This is a genomic window from Kitasatospora sp. NPDC034023, from assembly GCF_055575795.1.
On the sequence record NZ_JBVIRY010000033.1, the window covers coordinates 58,085 to 84,762 of the forward strand.

The window sequence follows — 26,678 nt, forward strand, 5'->3', positions numbered from 1 at the left end:
CTTCCGTCTTCCGTCGTCGCCCCTGCCCCGCGCCCGTCCCCGTCCCCGTCCCGGAGAAGTCATGCCTGAGCCCCGCCCCGACTCCGCCCCCGACCCGGGCGCGGAACACACCATCGCTCTCGGCGCGCGCCCGGCCACCGGCAGCGGTGCGGACGTCGGAGTCGGCACGGGCCCGGACGCGGGCGAGACGACCGTGCGGCTGCCCCGGGAGGCCGAAGCGCGGGCCGAGGCCGAGGACGAGGAAGAGGCGGCGAACGCGACCTTCCTCGACCCCCGCGTCTGGCGCAGCACGCCGCCGAGCGGGGAAACCATCACCCTCACCGACCCCGCGCGGGCCGGAGAGAGCACCACCCCGGCCGAGGTCCAGGACGCCGAAGCAGAGCCAGCCGTCTCCGCCGCACCGCAGGAACGGCCCCTCGCCCCAGGGGAGTTGCGCCGCTTCGGTCCCGGCGTCCCCCCGCGGGCCGCCGCCGCGTGGCACGGCCGCGCGACGCCGGAGGCCGGGCCGCCGCGGCGCGCCCGCCGGGTGTGGCGGTGGCTGGCACCGCTGGTCGTCGCCCTCCTGGCCCTCGCGGCCTTCCTCTTCTGGCGCCACCTGCGCGGCCCGGCGCTGGCCGTCACCGGCGTCACCGTGACCGTCGACCCGGCGAGCCCCGGCTGCGCGGGCACCGCAGTGGCCACCGCCGTGGTGGAGTCCAACGGCGGCTCCGGCGCCCTGCGCTACCGCTGGCTGCGCAGCGACGGCACCGCCTCGGACGAGATCGTCCAGGACGTCCGCTCCGGCGCGCACCACACCGACCTGGTGCTGCACTGGAGCTTCGAGGGCCAGGGCTCACTCCAGGCCACCGCCACCCTGGAACTCCTCACCCCGACCCCCCGCACCGCCGCCGCCTCCTTCAGCTACCACTGCCCCTGAGCCCTGCCCCGAGCCCTCGGGGCTTCGCCGGTCGACGTCGGCCGGGCGTCCTCGGCTATGACGGGGGCCCGCCGAACTGCCAGTTGTGCACCTCGATGTCGGCGTACCGCCCCGGGGTCAGGATGGCGCGCGCCGCGTCCGGGTCCGGCGCCCGGAGCAGCACCGCCGTGCCCAGCCAGATGGCGCCGTCGTCGGACAGCAGGGGCCCGTAGGCGATCAGCCCGTCCCGGTCGGGCGGCACCGCGAGGTCGGCGGCCTGCCCCGTGCCGAGGCCGAGCACCAGGTACCGGTTGCCACCTGTCCGACCGCCGGGAAAGTCCCACATGGTGCGTCCCAGCATGTTGCGCCACCGTCGCAGCAGCACGTCCCGATAGGCGCCGGCCTGGTAGTTCGGCTCGTCGAAGGCGAACGCGCGGGCGGCGGTGGGATCCGGCAGGTCGACGATGTGCACGCTTCCGGTGGGCGTGCCGTCGGCGGCGAGGGTCGGGCCCCGGGCGATCATCTCCTTGGCGTACCGGTCCATGTACGACCAGTGCTCTTCCAGCAGTTCGTCGCGCAGCGGCGGGGAACCGGGCCGGTCGCGGTGGTAGCAGAGAAACTCCATGCCCGAGGATCGCGTAGAAGGGGTCACCGGGTCGAGCGGGTTTCACCGCACTCGCTCGACGCTCCACCTCGGCAGGTACTCGAAGAACGCGACGGACTCCTCCCGCCACCGGGGACGCCATCCGGCGGCTTCCGTGGCGGCCGCGTGCGCGTGGCGCCGCATGTCCGCCCGCATCCGGTCGGGGATGCCGTGGCGGTGGGCGATGTCACGGATGGCGGCGATGGTGTCCTCGGGGCAGGCTCCGTCGCCGAGTGCGGACTCCACCAGGGCCCGTTCGGCGTCGGTGGCCGCTGCCAGGACGGCGCGGACGGTGTAGTTGCGCCGCCCCTCCCGGATGTCCGCTCCGGTGGGCTTGCCCATGGTCCCCGCGTCGCCGAAGAGGTCCAGGTAGTCGTCGCGCATCTGGCCGCAGATCCCCACCAGCCGGGCGTAGCGCCGCAGTTCCTTGTCGTGGAGGGCGGGCTGGACGCCTGCGGCGAGCAGCCCCATCTGCATCGGGGCGAGGACCGAGTAGCGGGCGGTCTTGTAGTCGGCCACGTCGTGCAGCATGTCCTCGTCCGGGTCCGCGGTGAAGTCCCGCTCCAGGTCGATGATCTGGCCGACGAAGGTGGCCGAGGCCGCGCGCGTCTGCACCTCGACCATGGCCTGTCGCACCGGCAGCGGGGCCCGGGAGTCGAGGAGGACCTGCAGGGACAGGGCGAGTGCGAGGTCGCCGGCGAGGAGGGCGAGCCCGAGCGCGGCCTGCGGCCGGTCGGGGAACTGCCCCCGGTAGGCGTAGTAGGTGGAGGGCCCGCCCCGGCGGGTGGGGCTGTCGTCGATGATGTCGTCGTGGACCAGCCCGTGGGTCTGGAGCAGTTCGATGCTCAGCGCGGCGTCGTCCAACCCCTCCACGGGCTCGGCGGTGACCAGGCGGGCGGCCTCGAAGAGCAGGGCCACCCGCATCCGCTTGCCGCCGCGCAACGACAGGTCCCGCAGCAGAGCCAGACAGCCCGGGGTGAACCGGCTGAACGACGGAGCGTCGAAGGCGGCGGCCAGGTCCTGGAAGTACTGCTCGGACAGCGCGTTGAACCGGCGCTCGTACCCGGCGAGGCGGGCCCTGATCTGCTCGGCGGGGACGGCGGCGGTACCGGTCACGAAGGTGTCTTCCGTTCAGGCGGCGATGCGGGTCAGGCGGCGGTGCGTGCCCGCGCGGACGCGCAGGCACCACGCACCCGGCAGTGGTCGGGCACCATGCTGCCCCACCGGTGCCCCCCACCGCCGCCCCCTAGGCCTGGGCCAGGCTCCTGGGCCGGATGTCGGTCCAGGTGGTCTCGATGTGGTCGACGCAGTCCTGCCGCCCGGCCGGGCCGAAGGTCTGCTGCCAGCCGGCGGGGGCCGGGGCGAAGGCCGGCCACAGGGAGTGCCGGCCCTCGTCGTTGACCAGGACCAGGTAGTCGGCGTCGGGGTCGTCGAAGGGGTTCGTCATCGGGTCGTCCTCTCTGATGGGTGGGGACGGCGCGGTCACCGGCCGCGCAGTTCCAGGGTGCAGCACTTGACGCTGCCGCCGGCCTTGAGGAGTTCGGTGAGGTCCACGCCGATCGGCTCGAAGCCGCGCAGGCGCAGTTCGCCGATCAGGTGGGTGGCCGATTCGGGCAGCAGGACGTGGCGGCCGTCGGAGAGCGCGTTGAGGCCGAAGACGGCGGCGTCCTCGTCGGTGGCCAGGATGGCGTCCGGGAAGAGTTCGCGCAGCACCGCGCGGCTGCCCGGGGTGAAGGCCGCCGGGTAGTACATGACCTCGTCGTCGGAGAGGACGGCGAGGGCCGTGTCCAGGTGGTAGAACTCCGGGTCGACCAGGGTCAGGCTCGTCACCGGGACGCCGAAGAACTCCTGGGCCTCGGCGTGCGACCGCTGGTCGGTGCGGAAGCCGGTGCCGGCCAGCAGGCGGCGGCCGGCCAGCAGGTAGTCGCCCTCGCCCTCGTTGATGTGCTCGGGCCACAGGAGGTCGGAGTAGCCCTGGTCGCGGAACCAGGAGAGGTAGGCCGGGCCCTCGGCCGTGCGCTCGGCGTGGCGGAAGCGCGCGCCCAGGACCTTCCCGTCGATCACGGTGGCGCCGTTGGCCGCGAAGACCATGTCGGGCAGGCCGGGCAGCGGGTCGATCTCCTCGACGGTGTGGCCGAGTTCGCGGTAGAGGTCGCGCAGCCCGGTCCACTGGGCGAGCGCGCGCTCGCCGTCGACCGGCTTCTCCGGGTGCATCCAGGGGTTGATGGAGTAGCTGACGCCGAAGTGGCTGGGCCGGCACATCAGGAAGCGTCGCGGGCTCGCGGTGCGGACCGGCGGCCGCTCGCGCGGGCCCGGTCGGGCGGTGTCCGTCATGGACGTGGTTCTCCTTGGTCTGCGCGGTGCCCGGGGGAAGGCCGGGTCCGGGTCGGTCGGGGGTGTCCCCGTTTCAGTCGATGAGCCGCCGGCGCATCCCGCGGACGGCCAGGTACCAGGCGAGGGCGGCGAAGCCGGCCAGCACGGCCCCGTGCAGCGCGTCGGCCGCCCCGAGCGTCCCGAAGGCGGCGTGCCGGACCGTCTGCATGCAGTGGTAGATCGGGTTGACGGCGGCGACGGCGTGGACCCAGCCGGGCAGGCCGTCCAGCGGGAAGAACACGCCGGCGGCCATCACCAGCGGGGTCAGCACGCCGGAGACCACGAGCCGCAGCCAGTCGATGGCCGGCACCAGGCAGGACACCCACATGCCGAGCAGGGCGAAGGCGAAGCCGGAGACGAGCGCCACCAGCGGTACGAGCAGCAGTTCCGGCGTCGGCGGGAGGCCGATGGCGAGGGTGACCAGCAGCGGCGTGGTGCCGTACACGGAGGACTTGACGGCGATCCAGGAGGCCTCGGCGGTGACCAGTTCCCAGACGTCGACGGGCTGGCAGAGGACGGCGTCGTAGATCTTCTGGTACTTGCGGCGGTTGAAGCTCTCGAACATCCCGGCGAAGGCCGAGGCGAAGAGCACCGAGGTGACGACCATGCCGACGCCGACGAACTGCGGGTACGGGTGGCCCTGGACGGAGTCGATCAGCCGGCTGAAGCCAAGACCGAAGCCGGTCATGTAGACCAGCGGCTCGATCAGCGAGCCGAAGGTGACGGCGGGCCAGTAGCGGCGGAAGAGCAGCAGTTCGCGCAGCCAGACCGCGCGCATGGTCGGCCACAGGGCCGGCGGGCGGCCGGGTTCGGCGGCGGGGCCGGCCTGTTCCCGGGTTCGGGGCGTGGGCGTCGCCGTGGTCATCGGGTGTCCTCTTCTCTGGGGGTCGGCGGGCCGGCCCCCGCCGGTGGCCGGTGCGCGCCCCGCCGGCCGGGCCCGTCGGGGGCGGCCGGCCGGCGGGGCGCGGCGGCGGGGGCGGTTGTCAGCCGAACAGTTCGCCGGTCAGGGCGACGAAGACGTCCTCCAGGGAGGTCGGGCGCAGCACGTCCGGCGGCCCGAGGCGCTCGTGCAGGTGCGCGGAGATGGTCTCGGCCCGCAGGACGGAGACGGCCGGCCCGGTGCGGCGGCTGGGCAGCCCGGCCCGGGCGGCTTCGGCCTCGACCAGTTCGCGCCGGGCCGCGTCGCCCCGGTACTCGGCGGCCTGGGCGCCCGCGTGCGCGCGCAGCAGTTCCGCGGGGGTGCCCCGGGCGATCAGCCGGCCGCCGAACACCACGGCGACCTCGTCGGCGAGCCGCTCGGCCTCCTCGATGTAGTGCGTCGACATCACCACGGTGGTGCCGCTCTCGCGCATCCCGTCGATGACATCCCACAGGTCCTGGCGGATCTGCGGGTCGAGGCCGACGGTGGGCTCGTCCATGAGCAGCAGCCGCGGGTTGTTGACGATGCCCCGGGCGAGCAGGACCCGGCGGCGCATGCCGCCGGAGAGCGCGTCGGCCCGGGTGTCGGCGCGGTCGGTGAGGCGGACCGCGGCCAGGGCGCGGTCGACGGCGTCACGATACCCGGCGCGCGGCAGGGCCGTGAAGCGGACGAAGACGTCGAGGTTCTGCCGGACCGTCAGTTCGGGGTCGATGTTGTCGTGCTGCGGCACGACGCCGACCAGGGAGCGGGCCCGGCGGGAGTCGTCCGGCATCCGGTGCCCGAAGACCTCCACCGTGCCCGAGTCCGCCCGGGTCTGTCCGGTGAGCATCCGCATGGTGGTGGACTTGCCGGCGCCGTTGGGCCCGAGCAGGCCCAGGAACATGCCGGCCGGCACCTCCAGGTCCAGGCCGCCCACCGCCGTGGTGGCGCCGAAGGTCTTGACCGCACTGCTGATTCGGACGGCAGGGGTGTCCACGCGGGCCGCTCCTTTCGGGAAGGCTCTGGGAAGTGACCGGGGCAGTCGCGCGAGTCGCCGCCCCGGTGGGCCGGCATCCTCCGGCCCCGGGAATTCGGGCCCGTTCCGGGCGGGCCGGAGCGCATTTCGGGTCGACCCGATTCTGAACAACGGCCTCCGGGGCGTGGCCGGTTCACATCCGATCGAACACCTGGCGCACACTCATCTAACCGCAGAATCGGGCTTGTCAGGAACCCGCTCGAGAGGGTTCCCATGTCCATGACCCGGTGTGTATGTTGACGGAAGATCAACGCCGCCGGATCCGTTTTCACGTGGCTCATCCGGGGGGAGATTCGACTCAATCACCCGCTGCACACCCGATTTTCGACATCGGTGCGCAGCGGTGTCGTTCGCATGCTCCTTCCTCGGTGGTCCCCCTGCGGCAGCACTGCCTGTTGCCTGATCGAGGAGATGTGGATGCAATCCGACGAACCGTTCACCGGGAACGTCCACCTGCGGACCGCGGAAGCCGAGGACGCCGGGGCCGTCACCGAGGTCTTCCTGGCCTCGCGCGCCGCGACCATGCCGTATCTCCCCCGCCTGCACAGCGACGAGGCCACCCTGAGCTGGATCACCCACGTGGTGCTGCCGGGTTCGCGGGTCTGGCTGGCCGAGGATGCCCGCACCCGGGCCCTCCTGGGCTTCGCCTCGCTCGACGGCAACCTGCTCGACCACCTCTACCTGCGCCCCGACGCGCGCCGTCGCGGCATCGGCACGCTGCTGCTGGAAGCCGTCAAGTCGGCCGGTCCGCAGGAGCTTTCGCTGCACGTCTTCCAGAAGAACACCGAGGCCCGCGCCTTCTACGAGCGGCACGGCTTCGTCGTGGTGGACACCGACGACGGCAGCCGCAACGAGGAGAACGAGCCCGACATGACCTACCGCTGGACCGCGTGACGCCCTCCCGCACCGAGCGGTAGTACCCCGCCGAGGGACGTCGGCGGCCCCCAACGGCCAAGAGCCACCGGAAAACCACCATCCGGCCCGCCCCGCCCACCAGGCCGGCGGGCGGGTTCACCTGGAGGGATGCCCCGTGCTGGGCGAACACAGCCTGCCGGCGGAAACACCGCTCTCGTACGCGCAGTTGGCGCTCTGGTTCAACGACCGTCTCCAGGGCGGCGACGCCTCGTACAACGTTCCGGTGGCGATGCGGCTGACCGGCCCGGTCGACCCCGAGGCCCTCCGGTCCGCGCTGGCGGACGTGGTGGGGCGGCACCCGGCACTGCGCACTGTCCTCCCCGACCGGGACGGCATACCGCGCCAGCACGTGCTGCCGACGGCGGAGGTGCCGTCGATACTCACCGTGGTGCCCGCCAGCGAGGCGGAGCTGCCCGCCCTGATCGACGCCGAGTCCGGGCACGTCTTCGACCTGCGGACGGAAATCCCGCTGCGTGTACGGCTGTTCGTGCTCGGTCCGCAGGAGCACGTGGTGCTGATGGTGCTGCACCACATCGCCGGCGACGGCTGGTCGCTGGCCCCGCTGGCCCGCGACCTGAGCACCGCTTACCTGGCCCGGACGCAGAACCGGGCCCCCCTCTGGTCCCCACTGCCCGCCACGTACACCGAGTTCGCCGTGCGCCAGCACGCTGACCTCGGTGACCTGGACGACCCGCAGAGCAGTGGCGGACGCCAACTCGCCTACTGGCGCGATGCCCTGGCCGGCCTGCCGGACTTCCTGGAACTGCCCACGGACCACCCCAGGCCCGCCGCGATGTCGCACCGGGGCGAGTACTTCCCCTGGAACCTCCCGGCCGAGCTGCACCGCGAGCTGCTGGCGCTCTCCCGTTCCTGCCGGGTCAGCATGTTCATGGTGCTCCAGGCCGCGCTGGCCGTGGTGCTGACCCGCTCCGGGGCCGGGACGGACATCCCGATCGCCAGCCCGATCGCGGGCCGCACCGACGAACGCTACGACGAGGTCGTCGGGTACTTCGTCAACCCGCTGGTCCTGCGTCTGGACACCTCCGGCGACCCGACCTTCCGCCAACTGCTCAAGCGGGTCCGGCGCACCGACCTCCAGGGCTTCGCCCACCAGGAGTTCCCGTTCGAGCGGCTGATCACCGCGCTCAACCCGCGCCGCTCTCTGGCCTGGCACCCGCTGTTCCAGGTGATGCTGGCCTTCCAGAACACCCCCGAGGCGGCCCTCACACTGCCCGGCATCCACACCGAGATCGCCGAGGCGGGCCCGGGCGGCGCCAAGTTCGACCTGTCCTTCAACATCCGTGAGCTGCACGACGCCGACGGCGCCCCGGCCGGGCTCGGCTGCTTCGTCGAGTACAGCACCGACCTGTTCACCCGGGACGGCGCCGAGGCCCTGACCGCCCGCCTCGGCCGGCTGCTCGCCGCGGCCGCCGCCGACCCGGACCGGCCGATCGGCGGGTACGACCTGCTCTCCGCCGACGAGCGGCGGGACGTCCTCGACCGCGCCGCCGGGCCGGCCCTGCCCGCCGCCACCGCCACCTACCACGCCGCCTTCGAGCAGCGCGCCGCCCTGGACGGCGAGGTCACCGCCCTCGTCGCCGAGGACGGCCGGCTCACCTTCGCCGAGGTCAACGAGCGGGCCAACCGGCTCGCCCGGGAGCTCGTCCGGCGCGGGGCCGGTCCCGAGCGGTACGTCGTGCTGGCGCTGCCGCGCACCACCGACCTGCTGATCGCGCTGCTCGCCGTGCTCAAGTCCGGTGCCGCCTACATCCCGGTCAGCCCCGCCGCGCCGCGCGAGCGGCTCGCCGGGATCATCGCCGACGCCGCCCCGGTCTGCGTGCTCGCCACCGCCGCGGACGCCGCCCGGCTGCCGGACACCGCACCCGTGCTGGTCCTGGACGAGCCCGCGGTCCGGTCCGCCGTCGCCGCCCACCCCGGCGGCGACCTGACCGACGCCGACCGGACCGGTCCCACCGGCCCGCTCGACCCCGCCTACGTCATCCACACCTCCGGGTCGACCGGCGTCCCCAAGGGCGTGGTGATCCCGCACGGCGGCCTCAGCAGCCTGATGCAGCACCACCGCACCCGGATGGTCCGGCCGTCCGGCGGCCCCGGGGGCCGGCGCCTCCAGCTCGGCCTGGTCGCCTCGATCACCTTCGACACGGCCTGGGAGCCGCTGTTCTGGCTGCTGGAGGGCCACCCGCTGCACCTGCTGAGCGACGAGGTCCGGCTCGACCCGCGGGCCCTGGTCGACTACGTCCGCCGCGAGCGCCTGGACTTCCTCGACCTCACCCCGACGTACGTCCCGGCGCTCACCGCGGCCGGCCTGTTCGCCGCCGAGCAGCACCGCCCGACCGTGCTGATGCTCGGCGGCGAGGCGGTGGGCCCGGCCCTGTGGACCGAGCTTTCCGCCCTGCCGGACGTCGAGGTGTTCAACTACTACGGCCCGACCGAGTGCACCGTCGACGCGCTGGCCTGCAACCTGACGGACAGCGACACCCCGGTCATCGGCCGCCCGCTCGACAACACCCGGGCCCAGGTGCTGGACGAGCAGCTCCGCCCCGTCCCGCTCGGCGTGCCCGGCGAGCTGTACCTGTCCGGGCCGCACCTGGCCCGCGGCTACCTGCGCCGCCCCGGCCTCACCGCCGAGCGCTTCGTCGCGGACCCGTACGGGCCGCCCGGTGCCCGGATGTACCGCACCGGCGACCTCGCCCGGATGCGCCGCGACGGCCAGGTGGAGTACCTCGGCCGGGCCGACGGGCAGGTCAAGATCCGCGGCTTCCGGATCGAGCCCGGCGAGGTCGAGGCGGTGCTGCTGCGCCACCCCGCCGTCCTGCAGGCCGCCGTCCTGGCCCGCGGCGACAGCGCCGAGGAGCGCTACCTGGCCGCCTACCTGGTGACCGAGGACGGCAGCGCCCCCGACCTCGCCGAGGTGCGCGAGCTGCTGGCCGGCCGGCTGCCCGACTACATGATCCCGGCGGCGTACGCCGTGCTCGACCGGCTGCCGCTCAACTCCAGCGGCAAGCTGGACGGTTCAGCGCTGCCCGAGCCCGGGCTGCGGGCCGCCACCGGCCCGTCCCGAGCCCCCCGGGACGCCCGGGAGGCCGCGCTCTGCGTGCTGCTCGCCGAGGTGCTCGGCGTCGCCGAGGTCGGCCCCGACGACGACTTCTTCGCGCTCGGCGGCCACTCCCTGCTCGCCACCCGGCTGGTCAGCCGGGTGCGCACCGCGCTGGGCGCCGAACTGCCCATCCGGGCGGTCTTCGAGAGCCCCACCGCCGCGGGACTGGCCCGCCTGGTGGAGACCGGCCGATGTCGCCCGGTGCTGACCGCCGCCGCCCGCCCCGAGCGGATCCCGCTCTCGCACGCCCAGCGCCGGCTCTGGTTCCTCCAGCAGCTGGACCCGCTGAGCGACGCGTACCACATCCCGCTCGCCCTGCGCCTCACCGGCGCCCTGGACGCCGACGCGCTCGCCGCCGCGCTGCACGACTGCGCCGTCCGCCACGAGGCGCTGCGCACCGTCTTCCCCGCCGACGCGGACGGCCCCCGGCAGCTGGTCCTCGACCCGGACCGGCTCCCCCCGCTGCTGCGCCGCCCCGACCCGGCCGACGCCACCGCGGCCGGCTCCGCGCCGGTGACCGGGGACGGCCTGGCCGAGGCCCTGCGCACCGCCGCCGCCCGGCCCTTCGGCCTCGCCGCCGAGCCGCCGCTGCGCGCCGACCTGCTCGCTCTCGCGCCCGACCGGCACGTCCTGCTGCTGACGGTCCACCACATCGCTTGCGACGGCTGGTCGCTGGGCCCGCTCGCCCGCGACCTGGGCACCGCCTACCGGGCCCGGGCGGCCGGCCGCGCACCCGAGTGGACCGACCTGCCCGTCCAGTACGCCGACTACACCCGGTGGCAGCGCGAGCTGCTCGGGGACGACCAGGACCCGGGCAGCCCGGCCGCCCTTCAGTGGCAGTACTGGAGCAGGGCCCTGGACGCCCTGCCCGAGGAGATCGCGCTGCCGGTGGACCGGCGCCGCACCGCCGAGACCGGCGCGCCGGCCGGCCGCGTCCCGCTGCGGCTGGCCGGCCCGGACCACCGGGCCCTGGCGGACCTCGCCCGGGAACACGGCGCCAGCCTCTTCATGGCCGTCCAGGCCGGTCTGGCGGCGCTGCTCACCCGCCTCGGCGCCGGCACCGACATCCCCGTCGGCACCCCGATCGCCGGCCGCACCGACGAGGCCCTGGACGACCTGGTCGGCTTCTTCGTCAACACCCTGGTGCTGCGCACCGACACCGGCGGCGACCCGGGCTTCCGTGAGCTGCTGCTCCGCGTCCGGGACGCCGACCTGGCCGCCTACGCCCACCAGGACCTGCCGTTCGAGCGGATCGTCGAACTGGTCAACCCGGAGCGTTCCCCCGGCCGCCACCCGCTCTTCCAGGTCGCCCTGGTGATGGACCAGAGCGGTCCCGCCGTGGACATCCCCGGCCTGGAGACCGAGTTGCTCACCGCCGGCCCGGCACCGGCCAAGTTCGACCTCACCCTCACCCTGAGCACACCGGCCGAACCGCACGACGAGCTGATCGGCGCCATCGAGTACCGCACCGACCTGTTCGACCGGGCCACCGTCGAGGCGATCGCCGGCCACCTGGTCCGGCTGCTCGGCGCGGTGGCGGCCGACCCCGAGCAGCCGATCGGACGGCTCCCGCTGGCCTCGGAGGGCGAGCGGGCCCGGCTGCTGGCGGAGTCCCTCGGCGAGCGCCGGGACCTGGCGCCGACCACGCTGGCCGCACTCGTGCGGGAGGGGCTCGCCGCGCCGTCCGGCACCCCGGCGCTGGTCTTCGCGGGCCGGACGCTCGGCCCCGCCGAACTGGACCGCCGGATCGAGGCGATGGCCCTGCGGCTCGCCGCCGCGGGCGTCCGCCCGGGCAGCCGGGTCGCGGTGGCCGTGCCCCGCTCGGTGGAGCTGGTGGTGACGCTGTGCGCCGTCCACCGGGCCGGCGGCGCCTACCTGCCGCTCGACCCCGGCGCCCCGGCCGACCGGCTCGCCCTCGTGCTGGCGGACGCCCGGCCGGCCGCCGTGGTCGCCGCCCCGGAGCAGTTCGCGGCCCTGAGCCCCGCCGAGGGCGTGCCGTGCCTGTCGCCGGAGGACCTGCCGGCGCCCGAGGGCGCCACCCTGACCGCCCCCGGTCCCGAGGACCCGGCGTACGTCATCTACACCTCCGGCTCGACCGGACACCCCGAGGGCGTGCTCGTCCCGCACCGGGCCGTCGTCAACCGGCTGGAGTGGGGCCAGGAGGAGTACCGGCTGGCATCCGGCGACGCGGTGCTGCAGGAGACCTCGGTCGGCTACGACATCCCGGTCCCGGAACTCTGCTGGCCGCTGATGACCGGCGCCACCCTGGTGCTGGCCGAGCCCGACGGCCACCGCGACCCGGCCTGCCTGGCGGAGCTGATCCGACGCCAGAACGTGACCGTCGCCCGGTTCGTGCCGTCCGTGCTGGACGCCTTCCTGCAGGACCCGGCGGCCGCCGACTGCACCGGGCTGCGCCTGGTGGTGGCCGGCGGCGAGGCGCTGTCGGCGGCCACCGTACGCCGGTTCCGGCAGGTGCTCCCGGGCGTCCGGCTGGACCACCTGTACGGCCCCGCCGAGGCGGCCGTCGAGGTGACGGCCTGGGAGTGCGGGCCGGCCGACGAGCAGCCCCGCCCGGTGCCGATCGGGCGGCCGGTCCGGAACACCGGCGCCCACGTCCTGGACGCCGCCCTGAACCCCGTCCCGGCGGGCGTGCCCGGTGAGCTCTACGTGTCCGGCGAGCAGCTCGCGTACGGCTACCTCGGCCGCCCGGCGCTCACCGCCGAGCGCTTCGTCGCCGACCCGCACGGAGCGCCGGGCAGCCGGATGTACCGCACCGGCGACCTGGCCCGCCGCCGCCGTGACGGCGCGGTGGAGTACCTCGGCCGGGCCGACGGCCAGGTGAGGGCGCGCGGCGGACGGATCGAGCTCGGCGAGGTCGAGGAGAGCCGGGCCCGGGAACCGCGGACACCGGCCGAGCGCGCACTGGTCGCGCTCTTCGCCGAGGAGCTCGGCGTGACCGAGGTCGGGCCGGACGACGACTTCTTCCTGCGCGGCGGCCACTCGCTGCTGCTGATCCGGCTGGTCGAGCGGATCCAGACGGAGCTCGGTGTGGAGCTGCCCGTGCGGGCGATGTTCGAGGCACCGACCCCGGCCCGGCTCGCACAGTGGCTGGCGGAGCGTCGGCCGGAGGCCGCCGACGCGGCCTTCGAGCCGCTGCTGGCGCTGCGCAGCGCCGGCACCCGGGCGCCGCTGTTCTGCGTCCACCCGGTGACCGGCCACGGCCTGGGCTTCCTCGGTCTGCTGCGCGGCCTCGACCCGGCCCAGCCGGTGCACGCCTTCCAGGGCATCGGCCCGGTCGGCGGCGGGCAGCGGCCCGCGACCCTGGACGGGCTGGCGCGGGAGTACCTGGCCCGGATCCGGGCCGTCCAGCCGCACGGCCCCTACCGTCTGCTCGGCTGGTCCTTCGGAGGGCTGGTCGCCCACCAGATCGGCGTCCTGCTGCGCGAGGCGGGCGAGGAGGTCGACCTGGTCGCGCTGCTGGACAGCCATCCGGCGACGGCGGAATCCGGCGAGGTCACCGACTCCGTCGTGGTGGCCGAGCTGCTGACGGCGATCGGCGCGTCCGACGCCGAGGTGGCCGCCGTCCGGTCGGGCCAGTGGCGGCCGAAGCCGTCGGAGCTGCTCGACCGGCTGGCCGTCGCGCTCCGCGAGACCGCGCCGCGCGACGAGGACCAGCTGGCGGTGCTCCTCGACTCCTGCCGCTACCACGCCCAGTTGATGACCGGCTGGGCACCGGGGGTGCTCGACGCCCCGCTGCTCGCCTTCACCGCGACGGCCGACCACCGGTCGGACGGGACGGTGGCCACGTGGTCGGCCCACACCACCGGGCCGGTGGTGGAGCACCCGGTCGCCGCCCGGCACCTGGACCTCACCAAAGCCGGACCGATCGACGAGATCGCCCGGGTCGTCGCCGCCGCCCTCCGCCGGGCCGACCAGGGCCGGCGATGACGGTCCGTCCGGCGCACCGCGGACGGACCGTCGCCCGCTGTCCGGCCCCGCACCACGGGGCCGGACAGCCGGGGTCAGGCGCTCGGGGCCTCCAGGCCCGCCCGGGCCTCGGCCGCGAGTTCGGCGAGCACCTCGCCCCGCTGCCGGTGCAGGAAGAAGTGGTCGCCCGGCAGGATGCGGTGGCGGAAGCGCGCCGCCGTGGTGCAGCGCCAGCCGGTGATCCACTCCGGGCCGGCCATCAGGTCGTCCGAGCCGCCGAGCGCCAGCACCGGGCAGGGCAGCACGGTGGGCCGGATCCGCTCGTTGTACTCGGCCAGCAGCGTGACGTCCGCCCGGAGCACCGGCAGGACCATCCGCATCAGGTCCTCGAACTCCAGGACCTCGGCGGGGGTGCCGCCGAGGTCGACGAGGCGCTCCAGGAGGTCGTCATCGGTGAGGTCGTGCAGCCGGGCCACGTCCGGCGTGCCGGGCGCCCGGCCGCCGGAGACCACCAGGGACAGCGGCAGCGGCCGCCCCTCGGCGGCGAGCCGGCGGGTCGTCTCGTAGCCGATCCGCGAGCCCATGCTGTGGCCGAGGAGGATGAACGGCTCGTCGGCCGGGCGGCTCGCCAGGACGGCGAGCAGGCCGTCGACGACCTCGTCCATGGCGGTCATCGGCGGCTCGGCGAGCCGGGTGCCCCGGCCGGGGATCTCCACCGGAACGATCGTCAGGTCCGGTTGGCCGGTGTCCCGGGCCCAGGGCAGGTAGGCGCTGGCGGAGCCGCCGGCGTGCGGCAGGCAGTAGACGCGTACGGGCCCGGACCCCCCGTCCGGTTCGGCGTCACGGTGCCACGGCGTCCATCGGGTCACCTCGTCGGGCAATACGGCGGGCCATCCGGTCATCAATTATTCGCTTTCGTTCCCGGTCAATGAGAGAAGCCTGTCGACCAGGCTCCCGGGAAGACTTTATGCGCTGATTTTCAGCTGGGTCCAGCCCATCATTCGCCATTTCCCGGATATTCTCGGCCGGGCCGCGGCGGGGCTTTGCCGTGCCCGAAAACGGCCAATTCCTTGAGGAAATCCCACCCTTTCCCGGGCCATCCGACTCTGTTACGGTGCTATCCGTCCGGGCTTCTTGCGGATATTTCCGAAGTATTTCCAACGGCACGCGTGAACATCCACCGGAGAGGGCGGACGCAATGTGCGGAATAACCGGCGTATTCGTCCTGGGCGGCGGTCGCCCGGTCGACGTCGAGGCGGTCGCCGCGATGACGGCCGGTCTGGTGCACCGCGGGCCCGACGACGACGGCCACCACCTCGCGGACGGCATCGGCCTCGGCTTCCGCCGGCTCGCCCTGAACGACCTCGCCCACGGCAACCAGCCGCACCGCACCGAGGACGGCACGCTCGTCTCGGTCTGCAACGGCGAGATCTACAACCACCGCGAGCTGCGCACCGCGCTGGGCCGCCGCGGCCACCGCTTCCGCACCGAGAACGACACCGAGGTGCTGGTCCACCTCTACCGGGAGTACGGCAAGGAGCTGACCGCCCACCTGGACGGCCAGTTCGGCTTCGCCCTGCACGACGCCGCCGCGCGGCGGCTGCTGCTCGCCCGGGACCGCGCCGGGATCGTCCCGCTCTTCTACACCGTCACCGACGGCCTGCTGATCTTCGCCTCCGAGGTCAAGGCGATCCTGCGCCACCCCGCCGTCCGCGCCCGGGTCGACCTGCGCGGCCTCGACCAGGTGCTGACCCTGCCCGGGCTGGTCAGCCCGCGCACCATGTTCGAGGGCATCAGCGCGCTGCGCCCCGGGGAGCGGCTGATCGCCGACCACGCCGGGGTGCGCACCGAGCAGTACTGGGACCTCGACTTCCCGCTCGCCACCGACCTCGCCCCGGTCGGCCCCGCGGACCTCGACCGGGAGCTGGACCGGTACGCCGACAGCACCGTCGCACTGCTCGACACCGCGGTGCGCAGCCGGCTGCTCGCCGACGTGCCGATCGGCATGTACCTCAGCGGCGGCCTCGACTCCAGCCTGATCGGCGCCCTGATGTCCCGGGCCCGGCCCGGCCACGCCTGGCCCAGCTTCTCGGTCACCTTCCCCGGCCGGGACTTCGACGAGGGCCCGCACCAGCGGCTGGTCGCCGGCAAGCTCGGCACCGACCACCACGAGGTGCCGGTCGGCGAGCACCAGGTCGCCGAGCGGATCGCCGCCATGGTGCGGCACGCCGAGGCCCCCGTCCGCGAGTCGTACAACGTCTGCTCGCTCGCGCTGTCCGAGGCCGTGCGCGCCGCCGGGACGGTCGGCGCGCTCAGCGGCGAGGGCGCCGACGAGCTGTTCGGCGGCTACCCCGGCTACCGCTTCGACGCCACCGGCCTCGGCGGCAGCCGGCTCACCGGCCTGGACGCCTCCCTGGAGCGGGAGTTCCGGCACCGGATGTGGGGCGTCGACCTCGCCTACGAACAGGACCAGCTGCCCGCCCAGGAGTTCCGCCGCGAACTGTACGCCGAGGACCTGGCCCACGCGCTGGACGAGTTCTCCGTCACCAGCCAGCGCCTGGTCGATCCCGACCGGCTGGCCGGGCGCCACCCGCTGCACCAGCGCTCCTACCTCGACTACCGGCTGCGGCTCGCCGACCACCTGCTCGGCGACCACGGCGACCGGATGGCCCTGGCCAACGGCGTCGAACTGCGCTTCCCCTTCCTCGCGAACGCCGTGGTCGACCACGCCACCACGGTGCCGCCGGAGCTGATGCTCGCCCACGGCCGGGAGAAGGCCGTCCTGCGCCGGGCCGCCGAGGGGCTCGTTCCCGTCGAGGTGCTCGGCCGGCAGAAGTACGGCTTCCGCGGCCAGACCAGCAGCCACCTGCTCAGTACCGGCGCCGACTGGTTCGAGGAGCTGATCTCCCCCGCGACCGTCCGCCGCCAGGGCTACTTCGACCCGGACACCGTCGCCGCCCTGACCGCGCGCCAGCGCACCGACGGCCACCAGGTGCACGCCCACCTGGACACCGACTACCTGATGCTCGTCGCGACCTTCGCCCTCTTCGTCGAGGAGTTCGACCTGCCGTGCCTGGGATGACCCTCACCGCCGCCGCACCGTCCGCCGCCCCGGGCGCCCGCCCGGACCACCCGCTGATCGGGGTGCTGGGCGGCATGGGGCCGCTGGCCTCCACCGAACTGCTGCGCACCGTCTACCGGGCCTGCCGGCTCCACCCCGAACAGGACACCCCCCGGCTGCTGCTGTGGTCCGACCCCGCCGTGGTGGACCGCACCGAGGCCATCGGCAGCGGCGAACTCGACGTGCTGCGGCGCGCCGTGGAGACCTCGCTGCGCGGCCTGCAGGCGGCCGGCGCGGAGCGCACGGTGATCGCCTGCATCACCGCCCACCACGTGCTCGGCGACCTGCCCGCCGACCTCGCGGCGCGCTGCGTCTCCCTGGTCGACGTGGTGCACGAGGAACTGGCGGCGGCCACCGAACCGCACCTGCTGCTCTGTTCCTCCGGCACCGCCCGGGCCGGCCTGCTCACCTCCGGCCCGGCCGGCGCCCGCGCCGCCGAACGGCTGGTCGCGCTGCGCCCGGCGGACCAGGACGCGCTGCACGAGCAGATCCACCGCCTCAAGCGCGGCGAGGACCCCGCCCGCACCATCGACTTCCTGCGCGAGACCCTGCCCCGCTACGGCGTGCGGGCCTTCGTCGCCGCCTGCACCGAACTGCACCTGGTCACCAGGGCGATCGAGGACGCCGGCCTGGGCGGGGAACTGCCCTCCCTCGACCCGCTGACGGTCGTGGCCCGCCGGATCATGAACGGAGAGTTGTGAGCCACACGAGCATCCTCGACCGCTGGGCCGACCAGGTCGAGCGCCGAGCCGCCGAACCCGCCCTCGCCACCGCCGGCCGGGACTGGAGCCACCGCGACCTGGCCGAGCTGGCCACCGGTCTGCGGGCCCGGCTCGCCGAGGGCACCGGCCCCGTCCTGGTGGCCTGCGCCGACCCCGTCCCGGTGGTCGCCGCGGTCCTCGCCTGCGCCGCCACCGGCCGCGCGTTCGCCCCGGTCGACACCCGCCAGCCCGCCGCGCGCTGGACCGCCCTGCTGGCGGACCTGCGGCCGGGCACCGTGCTCGCCGACGCCGCCGGCCGCGCCGCCCTGGCCGCCGCCGGAGCGGACGAACCGCCCCTGCTGGAGGCCGAGTCCGTCACCGGCCTGCCGTGGACGGCCGACCACTGGCGCGGCCTCGGCGGCCCCGACGCCGGGTACGTGTACTTCACCTCGGGCACCACCGGCCGCCCCAAGGGCATCCGGGGCAGCTTCGAGGCCGTCGCCCACTTCCTGGACTGGGAGATCGCCGAGTTCGGTGTCGCGCCCGGCACCCGGGTCTCCATGCTCACCTCCCCCGGCTTCGACGCCTTCCTGCGCGACGCCCTCGTCCCGCTCTGCGCCGGCGGCACCGCCGTCGTCCCGGCGCCCGGCCCGATCCCGGTCGGCGCGGCCCTCGGCCACTGGCTGACCGAGCAGCGGATCGACCTGCTGCACTGCGTCCCCACCGTGTTCCGCACCCTGCGCGCCGCCGGGCTCGACACCGGCTCGCTGCCCCGGCTGCGCGCCGCCCTGTTGGCCGGCGAGCCGGTCCGCCCCGCCGACATCGCCTGGTGGCGCGGCCTGTTCGGGGCCGACAAGGAGCTGGTCAACCTCTACGGCCCGTCCGAGACCACCATGACCAAGGTCTTCCGCCGGCTCACCGCCGAGGACGCCGAGGCCGAGACCGTCCCGGCCGGCCGCCCGATGCCCGGCGTCGAGGTCAGCGTGCTGGTCGCCGGACGCCCCGTCACGGAGGCGATCGGCGAGATCGAGATCCGCACCCCGTTCCCGCTGCGCGGCTACCTGGGCGACACCCCCGGCGGCTTCGCCGGGCCGGACCGCTACCGCACCGGCGACCTCGGCCGGCTGCGCGCCGACGGCGCCCTGGAGGTCCTCGGCCGCCGCGACCAGCAGGTCAAGGTGCACGGCGCCCGGGTCGAACTCGGCGAGATCGAGGACGGGCTGCGCCGCCACGCCGGCGTCGCCGACGTCTGCGCCGCGCTCGTCGAGGAGACCGACGGCGAGCCCGTGCTGTGCGCCTACCTGGTCGCCCCGGACGTCACCGACGAGGAACTGCGCGGCTACGCCGCCGAGACCCTGCCCGCCGCCGCCCGGCCCGCCCTCTACCTGCGGCTCGCCGCCATCCCGCGCACCCTCAGCGGCAAGGCCGACCGGCGGGCGCTGCCCAGCCCCGCCGCCGCCCGGGCCGGCCACACCGGCGAACAGCCGCTGGAGGGCCTGGAGGCCGGGATCGCCGAGCTCTGGCGCGAACTGCTGCACGTGCCCGCCGTCGGCCGGCACGACGACTTCGCCCTGCTCGGCGGGGACTCGCTGGGCATCGCCCGGCTGCTGGACGGGCTGCGCACCCGCTTCGGCGTCGAGGTGCCGCTGCGGGTGTACGTCGGCGCCCCGACCGTCGCCGGGCTGGCCGCGGCCGTCGCCGCCGGCCGCGCCGGGGCCGCCGCGGACGGTGAGCCCCGATGAGCCGAGACACCTCCCTGCCGCTGCGCGCCGACCGCGGCCGCGCCCCGCTCTCCTACGCCCAGCGCTCCATCTGGCGGGCCGAGCAGGTCCTGCCCGGCACCGCCCTGCACAACGAGAGCGCCGCCTTCCACGTCAGCGGCCCGGTGGACCCGGCCGCCCTGGAGCGGGCGCTCGCCGAGACCGCACGGCGGCACGAGATGATGCGCTGCTCCGTCGTGGCCGACGCCGCCGGCGAGCCCTGGCAGCTGTTCGCCGAGCAGGTCCGGCCCACCGTCGAGACCGTCGACCTGGCCGACGTGCCCGAGCCCGACCGCGCGCAGCGGCTCGCCGAGCTGGTCGCCCGCGCCGTGGCCGTGCCCTTCGACCTCGACCGGCCCCCGCTCATGCGGACCCACCTGTTCCGGCTGGGCGAGGACCGCTCGCTGCTGCTGTTCACCGCCCATCACATCGTGGTCGACGCCTGGGGCTTCGGCGTCTTCCTGGAGTCCCTCGCCGCCCGCTACGCCACCGCTCCCGGCACCGCTGAGGCCCCGGCCGGCGGCCCCGACTTCGGCGACTACGCCGCCTGGCAGCGCGCCGGGGCGGGCGACGGCGGCGGGCTCGACCACTGGACGTCCCGGCTCGCCGGGGAACTGCCCACCGCCGACCTGCCCACCGACCCCGGCCGGGGCGGCGACCCGGTCGCCGGGGCGCTGCACCACTTCACCGTCCCCGCCGAACTGGCGGCCCGGCTCAGCGCCTTCGGCCGGGCCGAACTCGCCAGCCTGTCCACGGTGCTGCTCACCGCCTTCTGCGCCACCGCCGCCCGCTGGACCGGCCAGCACGACCTGGTGGTCGGCATGCCGGTGGCGACCCGCAACCGGACCGCCCTGGCCGGCGTGGTCGGCCCGCTGCTCAACATCGTGGCCCACCGCGGCGACCTCGGCGGCGAGCCCGGCTTCCGGCAGGCCCTGGCCCGCACCCGCCGGCAGCTGAAGGCCGACCTCCGGCACCGGGACACCCCGTTCGACCTGGTGGTGGAGCGCCTCGGCCGCGCCGCCGGCGGGCGGACCCCGCTGTTCCAGCTGATGTACTCCTTCCACAGCGGCCCCACCACCACCCTGGAGCTGCCCGGCGTCCGGACCACCCCCGCGCCCTCGCACAGCGGCACCGCCAAGTACGACCTGACCTTCTTCCTCCGGCCACGCCCCTCGGGCGCGCTGGACGCCACCCTGGAGTACCGCACCGCGCTGCTCGCCCCCGAGACGGCCGCCGACTTCGCGGACTCGCTGCTGTGCCTGCTGGAAGCCGCCGTGGACGACCCGGACCGGCCGCTGACCGAGCTGCCGGTGCTCTCCGAGCACCGCCGCCACCAGGTCCTGACCGACTTCAACCGGGCGCCCGACGGCGCACGCGGCTGGGCCACCGTCCCCGAGGCGCTGGCCGGGCTCGCCCGGCGGGACGGCGCCGCACCGGCCGTCGAGTCCCCCGGCACCGCCTACACCCGGGCCGGCGCCGACGCGGCCGCCGACCGGGTCGCCCACCGGCTGACCACCCGGCACGGCGTGCTGCCCGGCGACCGGGTGGCCCTGCGGGTGGACCGTGCCGCCGCACTGGTGCCGCTGATCGTCGGCATCTGGCGGGCCGGCGCCGTCCTCGTCCCCCTCGACGAGGCCATGCCCGCCGCGCGTGCCGAGCACGTGCTCACCGACAGCGGCGCCCGGCTGCTGGTCGGCGACGGCCTCCCGGGCCTGCCCGCCGCCGACCCGGCCGCGCTGCTGGCCGAGGGTGCGGAGCCGACCACCGCCCCGACGCCCGGCCCCGCGCCCGAGGACCTCGCGTACCTGATGTACACCTCGGGCTCCACCGGGCTGCCCAAGGGCGTCGCGGTGCCGCACGGCTGCGTGGCCAACCTGCTGCACAGCGTGGTCTCCGCCGAGCCGGGCCTCGGCCCCGAGGACACCCTGCTCGCCGTCACCTCGATCACCTTCGACATCTCGGTCCTGGAGCTGTTCGCCCCGCTGCTGGCCGGTGGCCGGGTCGTGGTCGCCCCGCGCGCGAGCGTCCGGGACGCCGAGGCGCTCGGCGCCCTGCTGGAGAGCAGCGGCGCCACCGCGATGCAGGCCACCCCCTCGCTCTGGCGCGGACTGCTGGACGGCGGCTGGCCGGGCCGGCCCGAACTGCGGGCGCTGTGCGGCGGCGAGGCCCTGGACGGCGACCTCGCCGAACGGCTGCTGACCCGCTGCGCGGAGCTGTGGAACCTGTACGGGCCCACTGAGACCACCATCTGGTCCACCGTCGGACGGGTGCGCTCCGGCGAGCCCGTCACGGTCGGCCGCCCGGTCGCCGACACGGTCTGCTACGTCCTCGACCGGCGGCTGCGGCCGGTGCCGCGCGGCGCCGTCGGCGAACTGGTGATCGGCGGGGCCGGCGTGAGCGCCGGGTACCGCAACCGCCCCGAGCTCACCGCCGCCGCCTTCGTGCCCGACCCGGTCGACCCGGCCGGCGGCACCGTCTACCGCACCGGCGACCTGGCCCGGCACCTCGCGGACGGCCGGATCCTGGTACTCGGCCGGGCCGACCAGCAGGTCAAGATCCTCGGTCACCGGATCGAGGTCGGCGAGGTGGAGGCCCTGCTGGGCGCCCACCCCGCGGTCCGCCAGGCGGCCGTGGTGGTGGACCGGCAGCAGCCGGCCGGCCCCCGACTGGTCGCCTTCGTCACCGCCCGCGCCGAGGACGACGCCCTGCCCGGGGACGACGCCCTGCCCGAGGACGACGCCCAGCCCGAGGACGACGCGCTGCCCGGGGACGACGCCCTGCCCGAGTCGCTGCGCCGTCACCTGCGCGAGCGGCTGCCCGCGGCCGCCGTGCCCGGCACGATCGCCGTGCTGCCCGCACTGCCGCTGAACACCAGCGGCAAGGTCGACCGGCCCGAACTGCTGCGCCGGGTCGGCGAGTTCGCCGCCGCGCGGCGGACCGAGCCGGTCAGCGAGGCCGAGCGGGCCGCCGTCGCGCTCTGGGCCGAGGTGCTGGGCCTGCCCGCCGAACGGGTCGGCACCACCGACGACTTCTTCGCCGCGGGCGGCAACTCCATCGCCGCCACCCGGCTGCTCGGCCGGGTCCGGGCCCGGTTCGGCGGCGCGCCCTCGCTCGCCGAGTTCTACACCGACCCCACGCCGGCCGCGCTGGCCCGCACCCGGCCGGCCACCCCCGGCCCGGCCGCCCGCACCGCCGGGTCCGCGCCCGACACCGTCCCGATGACCGACCAGCAGCGCCAGCTGTGGCTGCTGCACCGGCTCGACCCGGACTCGCCCGCCTACCACCTGCCGGCCGCGCTGGAGCTGACCGGCCCGGTGGACCGGGACGCCCTGCAGGGCGCCTTCGCCGACCTGGTGGCGCGCCACCCGGTGCTGGCCGCCCGCTGCGAACTGCGGGAGGAGGGCCCGGTCCTGCTGCTCGCGCCGACCGCCGTACCGGCCCTCGCGGTGCTGGACGCGACGCCCGGGGAGGTGCCCGCGCTCGCCCGCGCCGAGGCGGTCCGGCCCTTCGACCTGGCCGCCGGGCCGCTGCTGCGGCTCACCCTGGTCCGCATCGGCCCCGAGCGCTCGGTGCTGCTGTGCACCGCGCACCACCTCGCCGTGGACGGCTGGTCCATCGGGGTGGCCGTGCGCGAGCTGGCCGCGCTCTACGCCGCGCGCCTCGGCCTGGCCGAGCCGCCGGCCGCGCTGGAGCCGGGCTTCGCCGACCACGCGGCCGGCCTCGCCGCCGCGCAGGCCGTGACGGACCGTCAGGCGCAGCTGGACTACTGGCTGGAGCGGCTCGACGGGCACCCCGGGGTGCTGGACCTGCCCACCGACGTACCCGCCCTGACCCGGCCGGTCGGCTCCGGCGAGACCCTGCCGGTCGCGCTGGCACCGGAGCTGACGGCCGCACTGCGCGAGGGCGCGGCGCGCCTGCGCACCACGCCGTTCACCGTGCTGCTCTCGGTGTACGCGGCCCTGCTGGGCCGCTACGCGGGCAGCGACGACGTGGTCGTCGGCGTCCCGGTGGCCAACCGGGACCGGCCCGAACTGGAGCCGCTGGTCGGCTCCCTGGTGAACACCCTGCCGGTGCGGGTGGACCTGTCCGGCGTACCGTCCTTCGCCGAACTGGTAGCCCGCACCGGGCGGGCGCTGGCGGCCGACCTGGGCCGTCCGCTGGTCGCCTTCGACCGGCTGGTGGCCGGCCTCGGCCTGCCCCGCGAACCGGGCCGGCCCACCCTGGCGCAGGCCTCGCTGGTGTTCCAGGACGCGCCGCCGGCCGGACTCCGGCTGGGCGAGGCCACCGGCGTGCTGCGGCAACTGCCCACCGGCACCGCCAAGTACGACCTCACGCTGGCCCTGGACGAGCACCCCGACCGGATCGACGGCGGCCTGGAGTACGCCGCGGACCGCTTCGGCCCGGACTTCGCCGCCCGGTTCGCCCGGCACCTCGACGCCCTACTGCGAGCCGCGCTGGCCGCGCCCGACGCCCCGCTGGACGCGGTCGAGCTCGCCGACCCGGCCCTGCCCTCCCCCGTACCGGCCCGCCCGGCCGGCCGGGTGCGCGCCGGGCACGCCCGGTCGGTGACCGAGCTGTTCCGGGCCCGGGCGGCCGCCCACCCGGACGCGCCCGCGATCCGCGCCTACGGCCTGACGGTGGACTACCGGCAGCTGGACGCCTGGAGCGACGCCGTCGCGACCCGGCTGCTGGCGCACGGCGCCGGACCCGGCCGGTTCGTCTCGGTGCTGCTGCCCGCCGGCCCGGTGCAGACCGCCGCGATCCTCGGCGTCGCCAAGACCGGCGCCGCCTTCGCGGTGCTCGACCCGGCCGACCCGGACGCCCGGCTGACGACCCTGCTGGCCGACGCCGAACCGGTCTGCCTGCTGGCCGCCGAGGCGGCCCTGGCCCGCCACCCCGGGCTGCGCGCGGAGGACGGGGGCTTCGCCGGCGTCCCGGTCGAGACCCTCGACCCGTGCCCGCCGGACGCCGCGACCCCCGCCGGCCCCGCCCCGGCCGCCTCCCCCGCGGACCCCGGCGACCCGCTCTGCCTGGTCTACACCTCCGGTTCCACCGGCACCCCCAAGGGCATCGCCCTGCCGCACGCGGCGCTCGCCCAGTTCGCCGACTGGCAGCGCGAGCGCTTCGGCATCCGCCCGGACAGCCGGATCGCCCAGTGGGCGCCGTTCACGTACGACGCCGCGTACACCGAGGTGTTCGCCGCGCTCTGCTCGGGGGCGGTGCTCTGCCTGCCGCCGGACGGGCTGCGCCGCGACCCGCTGGCGGTGGCCGAGTGGCTGCGGGCCGAGCGGATCACCCAGATCCAGACCGTCCCGGCCTTCTTCCAGCTGGTCACCGAGGCACTGGACGCCACCGGCACGCAGCTGCCCGACCTGGAGCACGTGCTGATGGCCGGCGAGGTGCTCCCGGTGGCCCTGGCCGCCGCCTGGGCGCACCGCCCCGACCGGCCCCGGCTGCACAACCTGTACGGGCCCACCGAGTGCGTGCTGGCGACCCACCGGGAGCTGGCCCCGGGCGAGGAGTTCCCCAACGGGGTGCCGATCGGCCTGCCCATCCCGGGCCGCGAGGCCGTCGTCCTGGACCACCGCGGCCGGCTCTGCCCGGTCGGGGTGGTCGGCGAGATCCACCTGCGCAGCGACCTGCTGGCCGGCTCCTACCACCGCCGGCCCGAGGAGAGCGAGCGGGCCTACGTCGCCGACCCCTGGGAGGACGGCGGCCGGCTGTACCGCACCGGGGACCTCGGCCGCCGACTGCCGGACGGCGAACTGGCGTTCACCGGCCGGATCGGCAGCCAGCTGAAGATCCGCGGCAACCGGATCGAGCTGGAGGAGATCGAGGCCCTGCTGGAGCTGCACCCCGGGGTGCGCGAGGCCGCCGCCGCCGCGCACGGCGAGGGCTCGGCCCGACGGCTGGTGGGCTACGCGGTCGCCGCCCCCGGGGTCACCGGCGCCGACCTGCGGGCGCACCTGGCCGAACGGCTGCCCGCCGCGGTGGTGCCGGACACCGTGATGCTGCTGGCCGCGCTGCCCAGGACCCGCACCAACAAGCGGGACCGGGCCCGGCTGCCGCTCCCCGAGGCCGCCGCGCGGCCCGCCGACGCCACCCCGCTGGCCGGCGTCGAACAGCTCGTCGCCGACGCCTGGCAACAGCTGCTGGGCGGCGGCCCGGTGGGCCGGCACACCAACTTCTTCGAAGCCGGCGGCGACTCGCTGCTGGCCGCCCGGCTCCAGCTGGAGCTGGCCCGCCGGCTGGACCGGCCGGTCCGGCTGGTCGACGTCTTCGGCCGGCCGACCATCGCCGAGTTCGCGGCCGGCCTCACCGACGGCACCGGCACCGCGGACGGCCGGACCCCGGCCGCCACCGCCGAACCGCGCGGCGAGCGTCGGCAGAACGCCGTCCGCGCCCGGGCCAGGGCCCGCCGCGAGGCCCGGGACCGGGCCGAGGGGGCGGACGCCGCCGACCGGTACACACCGACAGGGAGGGACTGAATCCATGGACGTCCAGAGCGTGATGACGGAACTGCACGGCGCCCTCGGCACCGAGGGGCTGGAGCGGGTCGAGGAGTGCCTGCGCATCCTCACCGGGGAGCAGGCCCCCGAGTACCTGCACGAGGACCAGGAGCCGACCCGGCTGTTCTTCCCCGGGATCAGCGCCCTGCCCTGGCACGACACCGCCGAACTGCCCTGGGTGGCACGGGTGGAGGAGTCGTACCAGGCGATCAAGGCGGAGTTCCTGGCGCTGCGCGAGGAGCAGGCCCGCTTCGCCCCGTACGAGGACCTGTACACCAAGGAGCTCGGCTGGCAGGGCTGGGACACCTACCAGCTGTACCGCAACGGGCAGTGGCGCGACGAGGTCCGGGAGCGCTGCCCCGAGACCCACGCGGCCGTGTCCGCGACCCCGCACGGGCCGCGCGACGGCATGTTCACCATCCTCAACCCCGGCGTGCACATCACCCCGCACACCGGCGGCGTGAACCTGCTGCTCACCGCGCACCTGCCGCTGATCGTCCCGCCCGGCTGCGCCATCAAGGTCGCCGACGACGAGCGCGGCTGGGAGGAGGGCAAGGTGATCCTCTTCGACGACAGCTTCATCCACGAGGCGTGGAACAAGGGCACCCAGCAGCGTGCCGTCCTGCTCTGGGACGTCTGGCACCCCGAGCTGACGCCCGTCGAGGTCCGGGCCCTGGAGATCCTCATGCCCCGCTTCCAGCGCTACCTGATGGCGGTCTGAGCCCCGGTCGTACCCGGTCGTCCCCGGTCCTGCCCGCCCCGCCGCGCGCGGAGCCCACCAC

15 protein-coding genes are annotated in these 26,678 nt (G+C 75.5%); 8 read left to right on the forward strand and 7 right to left on the reverse strand.

Features of this window, described 5'->3' with window-relative positions; all coding sequences use genetic code 11:
- Positions 1-61: 61 nt before the first annotated feature.
- Positions 62-916, forward strand: coding sequence for a hypothetical protein (locus ACZ52R_RS33700; protein ID WP_465622542.1), 855 nt, complete (start codon positions 62-64; stop codon positions 914-916).
- A 55-nt stretch (positions 917-971) separates the two neighbouring features.
- Here the strand turns inward: ACZ52R_RS33700 and ACZ52R_RS33705 are convergent, their stop codons facing one another.
- The 6 genes from ACZ52R_RS33705 to ACZ52R_RS33730 form a co-directional block, all read right to left on the reverse strand.
- On the reverse strand, positions 972-1,520 hold the full coding sequence (locus ACZ52R_RS33705; RefSeq protein WP_465622544.1) for a YciI family protein: 549 nt from the start codon (positions 1,518-1,520) through the stop codon (positions 972-974).
- A gap of 42 nt (positions 1,521-1,562) precedes the next feature.
- Positions 1,563-2,654: a polyprenyl synthetase family protein gene (locus tag ACZ52R_RS33710; RefSeq protein ID WP_465754719.1), complete on the reverse strand. Its 1,092-nt coding sequence runs from the start codon at positions 2,652-2,654 to the stop codon at positions 1,563-1,565.
- A 130-nt stretch (positions 2,655-2,784) separates the two neighbouring features.
- Complete coding sequence (locus ACZ52R_RS33715) at positions 2,785-2,985, reverse strand: MbtH family protein (protein WP_360504430.1); 201 nt, start codon at positions 2,983-2,985, stop codon at positions 2,785-2,787.
- Positions 2,986-3,020: 35 nt separating this feature from the next.
- Positions 3,021-3,872 carry a dimethylargininase gene (gene ddaH, locus ACZ52R_RS33720; protein WP_360504432.1) on the reverse strand — a complete coding sequence of 284 codons (852 nt, stop codon included), beginning with the start codon at positions 3,870-3,872 and terminating at the stop codon, positions 3,021-3,023.
- Between the two features lie 73 nt (positions 3,873-3,945).
- Entirely contained in the window at positions 3,946-4,776 is an 831-nt protein-coding gene (locus tag ACZ52R_RS33725; RefSeq protein WP_360504434.1) for an ABC transporter permease, read from the reverse strand.
- 118 nt (positions 4,777-4,894) lie between these two features.
- Entirely contained in the window at positions 4,895-5,806 is a 912-nt protein-coding gene (locus ACZ52R_RS33730) for an ABC transporter ATP-binding protein (RefSeq protein ID WP_360504436.1), read from the reverse strand.
- A gap of 456 nt (positions 5,807-6,262) precedes the next feature.
- On the opposite strand from ACZ52R_RS33730, the gene ACZ52R_RS33735 reads away from it, so the two are divergent.
- Positions 6,263-6,739, forward strand: coding sequence for a GNAT family N-acetyltransferase (locus ACZ52R_RS33735; protein ID WP_465622550.1), 477 nt, complete (start codon positions 6,263-6,265; stop codon positions 6,737-6,739).
- Positions 6,740-6,875: 136 nt separating this feature from the next.
- On the forward strand, positions 6,876-13,826 hold the full coding sequence (locus ACZ52R_RS33740) for an amino acid adenylation domain-containing protein (protein WP_465754720.1): 6,951 nt from the start codon (positions 6,876-6,878) through the stop codon (positions 13,824-13,826).
- A 74-nt stretch (positions 13,827-13,900) separates the two neighbouring features.
- Here the strand turns inward: ACZ52R_RS33740 and ACZ52R_RS33745 are convergent, their stop codons facing one another.
- A complete protein-coding gene (locus tag ACZ52R_RS33745) occupies positions 13,901-14,674 on the reverse strand; it encodes a thioesterase II family protein (protein WP_465754721.1) in 774 nt (257 codons plus the stop codon).
- Between the two features lie 329 nt (positions 14,675-15,003).
- On the opposite strand from ACZ52R_RS33745, the gene asnB reads away from it, so the two are divergent.
- From asnB to ACZ52R_RS33770, 5 genes are read left to right on the forward strand one after another with little or no spacing between them, the layout of a single operon-like run.
- On the forward strand, positions 15,004-16,887 hold the full coding sequence (asnB, locus tag ACZ52R_RS33750) for an asparagine synthase (glutamine-hydrolyzing) (protein ID WP_465754722.1): 1,884 nt from the start codon (positions 15,004-15,006) through the stop codon (positions 16,885-16,887).
- Positions 16,884-17,627: an aspartate/glutamate racemase family protein gene (locus tag ACZ52R_RS33755; protein WP_465622593.1), complete on the forward strand. Its 744-nt coding sequence runs from the start codon at positions 16,884-16,886 to the stop codon at positions 17,625-17,627. The genes asnB and ACZ52R_RS33755 overlap by 4 nt, the downstream gene beginning before the upstream one ends.
- Positions 17,624-19,369, forward strand: a complete 1,746-nt coding sequence (locus ACZ52R_RS33760; protein WP_465754723.1) for a non-ribosomal peptide synthetase — start codon at positions 17,624-17,626, stop codon at positions 19,367-19,369. The genes ACZ52R_RS33755 and ACZ52R_RS33760 overlap by 4 nt, the downstream gene beginning before the upstream one ends.
- Complete coding sequence (locus ACZ52R_RS33765; protein WP_465754724.1) at positions 19,366-25,875, forward strand: amino acid adenylation domain-containing protein; 6,510 nt, start codon at positions 19,366-19,368, stop codon at positions 25,873-25,875. Before ACZ52R_RS33760 ends, ACZ52R_RS33765 begins: the two co-directional genes overlap by 4 nt.
- A 4-nt stretch (positions 25,876-25,879) precedes the next feature.
- Positions 25,880-26,617 (forward strand): aspartyl/asparaginyl beta-hydroxylase domain-containing protein, encoded by a 738-nt coding sequence (locus ACZ52R_RS33770; RefSeq protein WP_360504450.1) that lies wholly within the window; start codon positions 25,880-25,882, stop codon positions 26,615-26,617.
- The last annotated feature ends 61 nt before the right edge of the window (positions 26,618-26,678 follow it).

Excerpts from the sequence above, each read along its gene's own strand:
- ACZ52R_RS33715 (WP_360504430.1), bottom strand. The coding sequence starts at position 2,985 with ATGACGAACCCCTTCGACGACCCCGACGCCGACTACCTGGTCCTGGTC.
- ACZ52R_RS33735 (WP_465622550.1), top strand. The coding sequence starts at position 6,263 with ATGCAATCCGACGAACCGTTCACCGGGAACGTCCACCTGCGGACCGCG.
- ACZ52R_RS33755 (WP_465622593.1), top strand. The coding sequence starts at position 16,884 with ATGACCCTCACCGCCGCCGCACCGTCCGCCGCCCCGGGCGCCCGCCCG.
- ACZ52R_RS33705 (WP_465622544.1), bottom strand. The coding sequence starts at position 1,520 with ATGGAGTTTCTCTGCTACCACCGCGACCGGCCCGGTTCCCCGCCGCTG.
- ACZ52R_RS33765 (WP_465754724.1), top strand. The coding sequence starts at position 19,366 with ATGAGCCGAGACACCTCCCTGCCGCTGCGCGCCGACCGCGGCCGCGCC.
- ACZ52R_RS33700 (WP_465622542.1), top strand. The coding sequence starts at position 62 with ATGCCTGAGCCCCGCCCCGACTCCGCCCCCGACCCGGGCGCGGAACAC.
- ACZ52R_RS33725 (WP_360504434.1), bottom strand. The coding sequence starts at position 4,776 with ATGACCACGGCGACGCCCACGCCCCGAACCCGGGAACAGGCCGGCCCC.
- asnB (WP_465754722.1), top strand. The coding sequence starts at position 15,004 with ATGTGCGGAATAACCGGCGTATTCGTCCTGGGCGGCGGTCGCCCGGTC.
- ddaH (WP_360504432.1), bottom strand. The coding sequence starts at position 3,872 with ATGACGGACACCGCCCGACCGGGCCCGCGCGAGCGGCCGCCGGTCCGC.
- ACZ52R_RS33770 (WP_360504450.1), top strand. The coding sequence starts at position 25,880 with ATGGACGTCCAGAGCGTGATGACGGAACTGCACGGCGCCCTCGGCACC.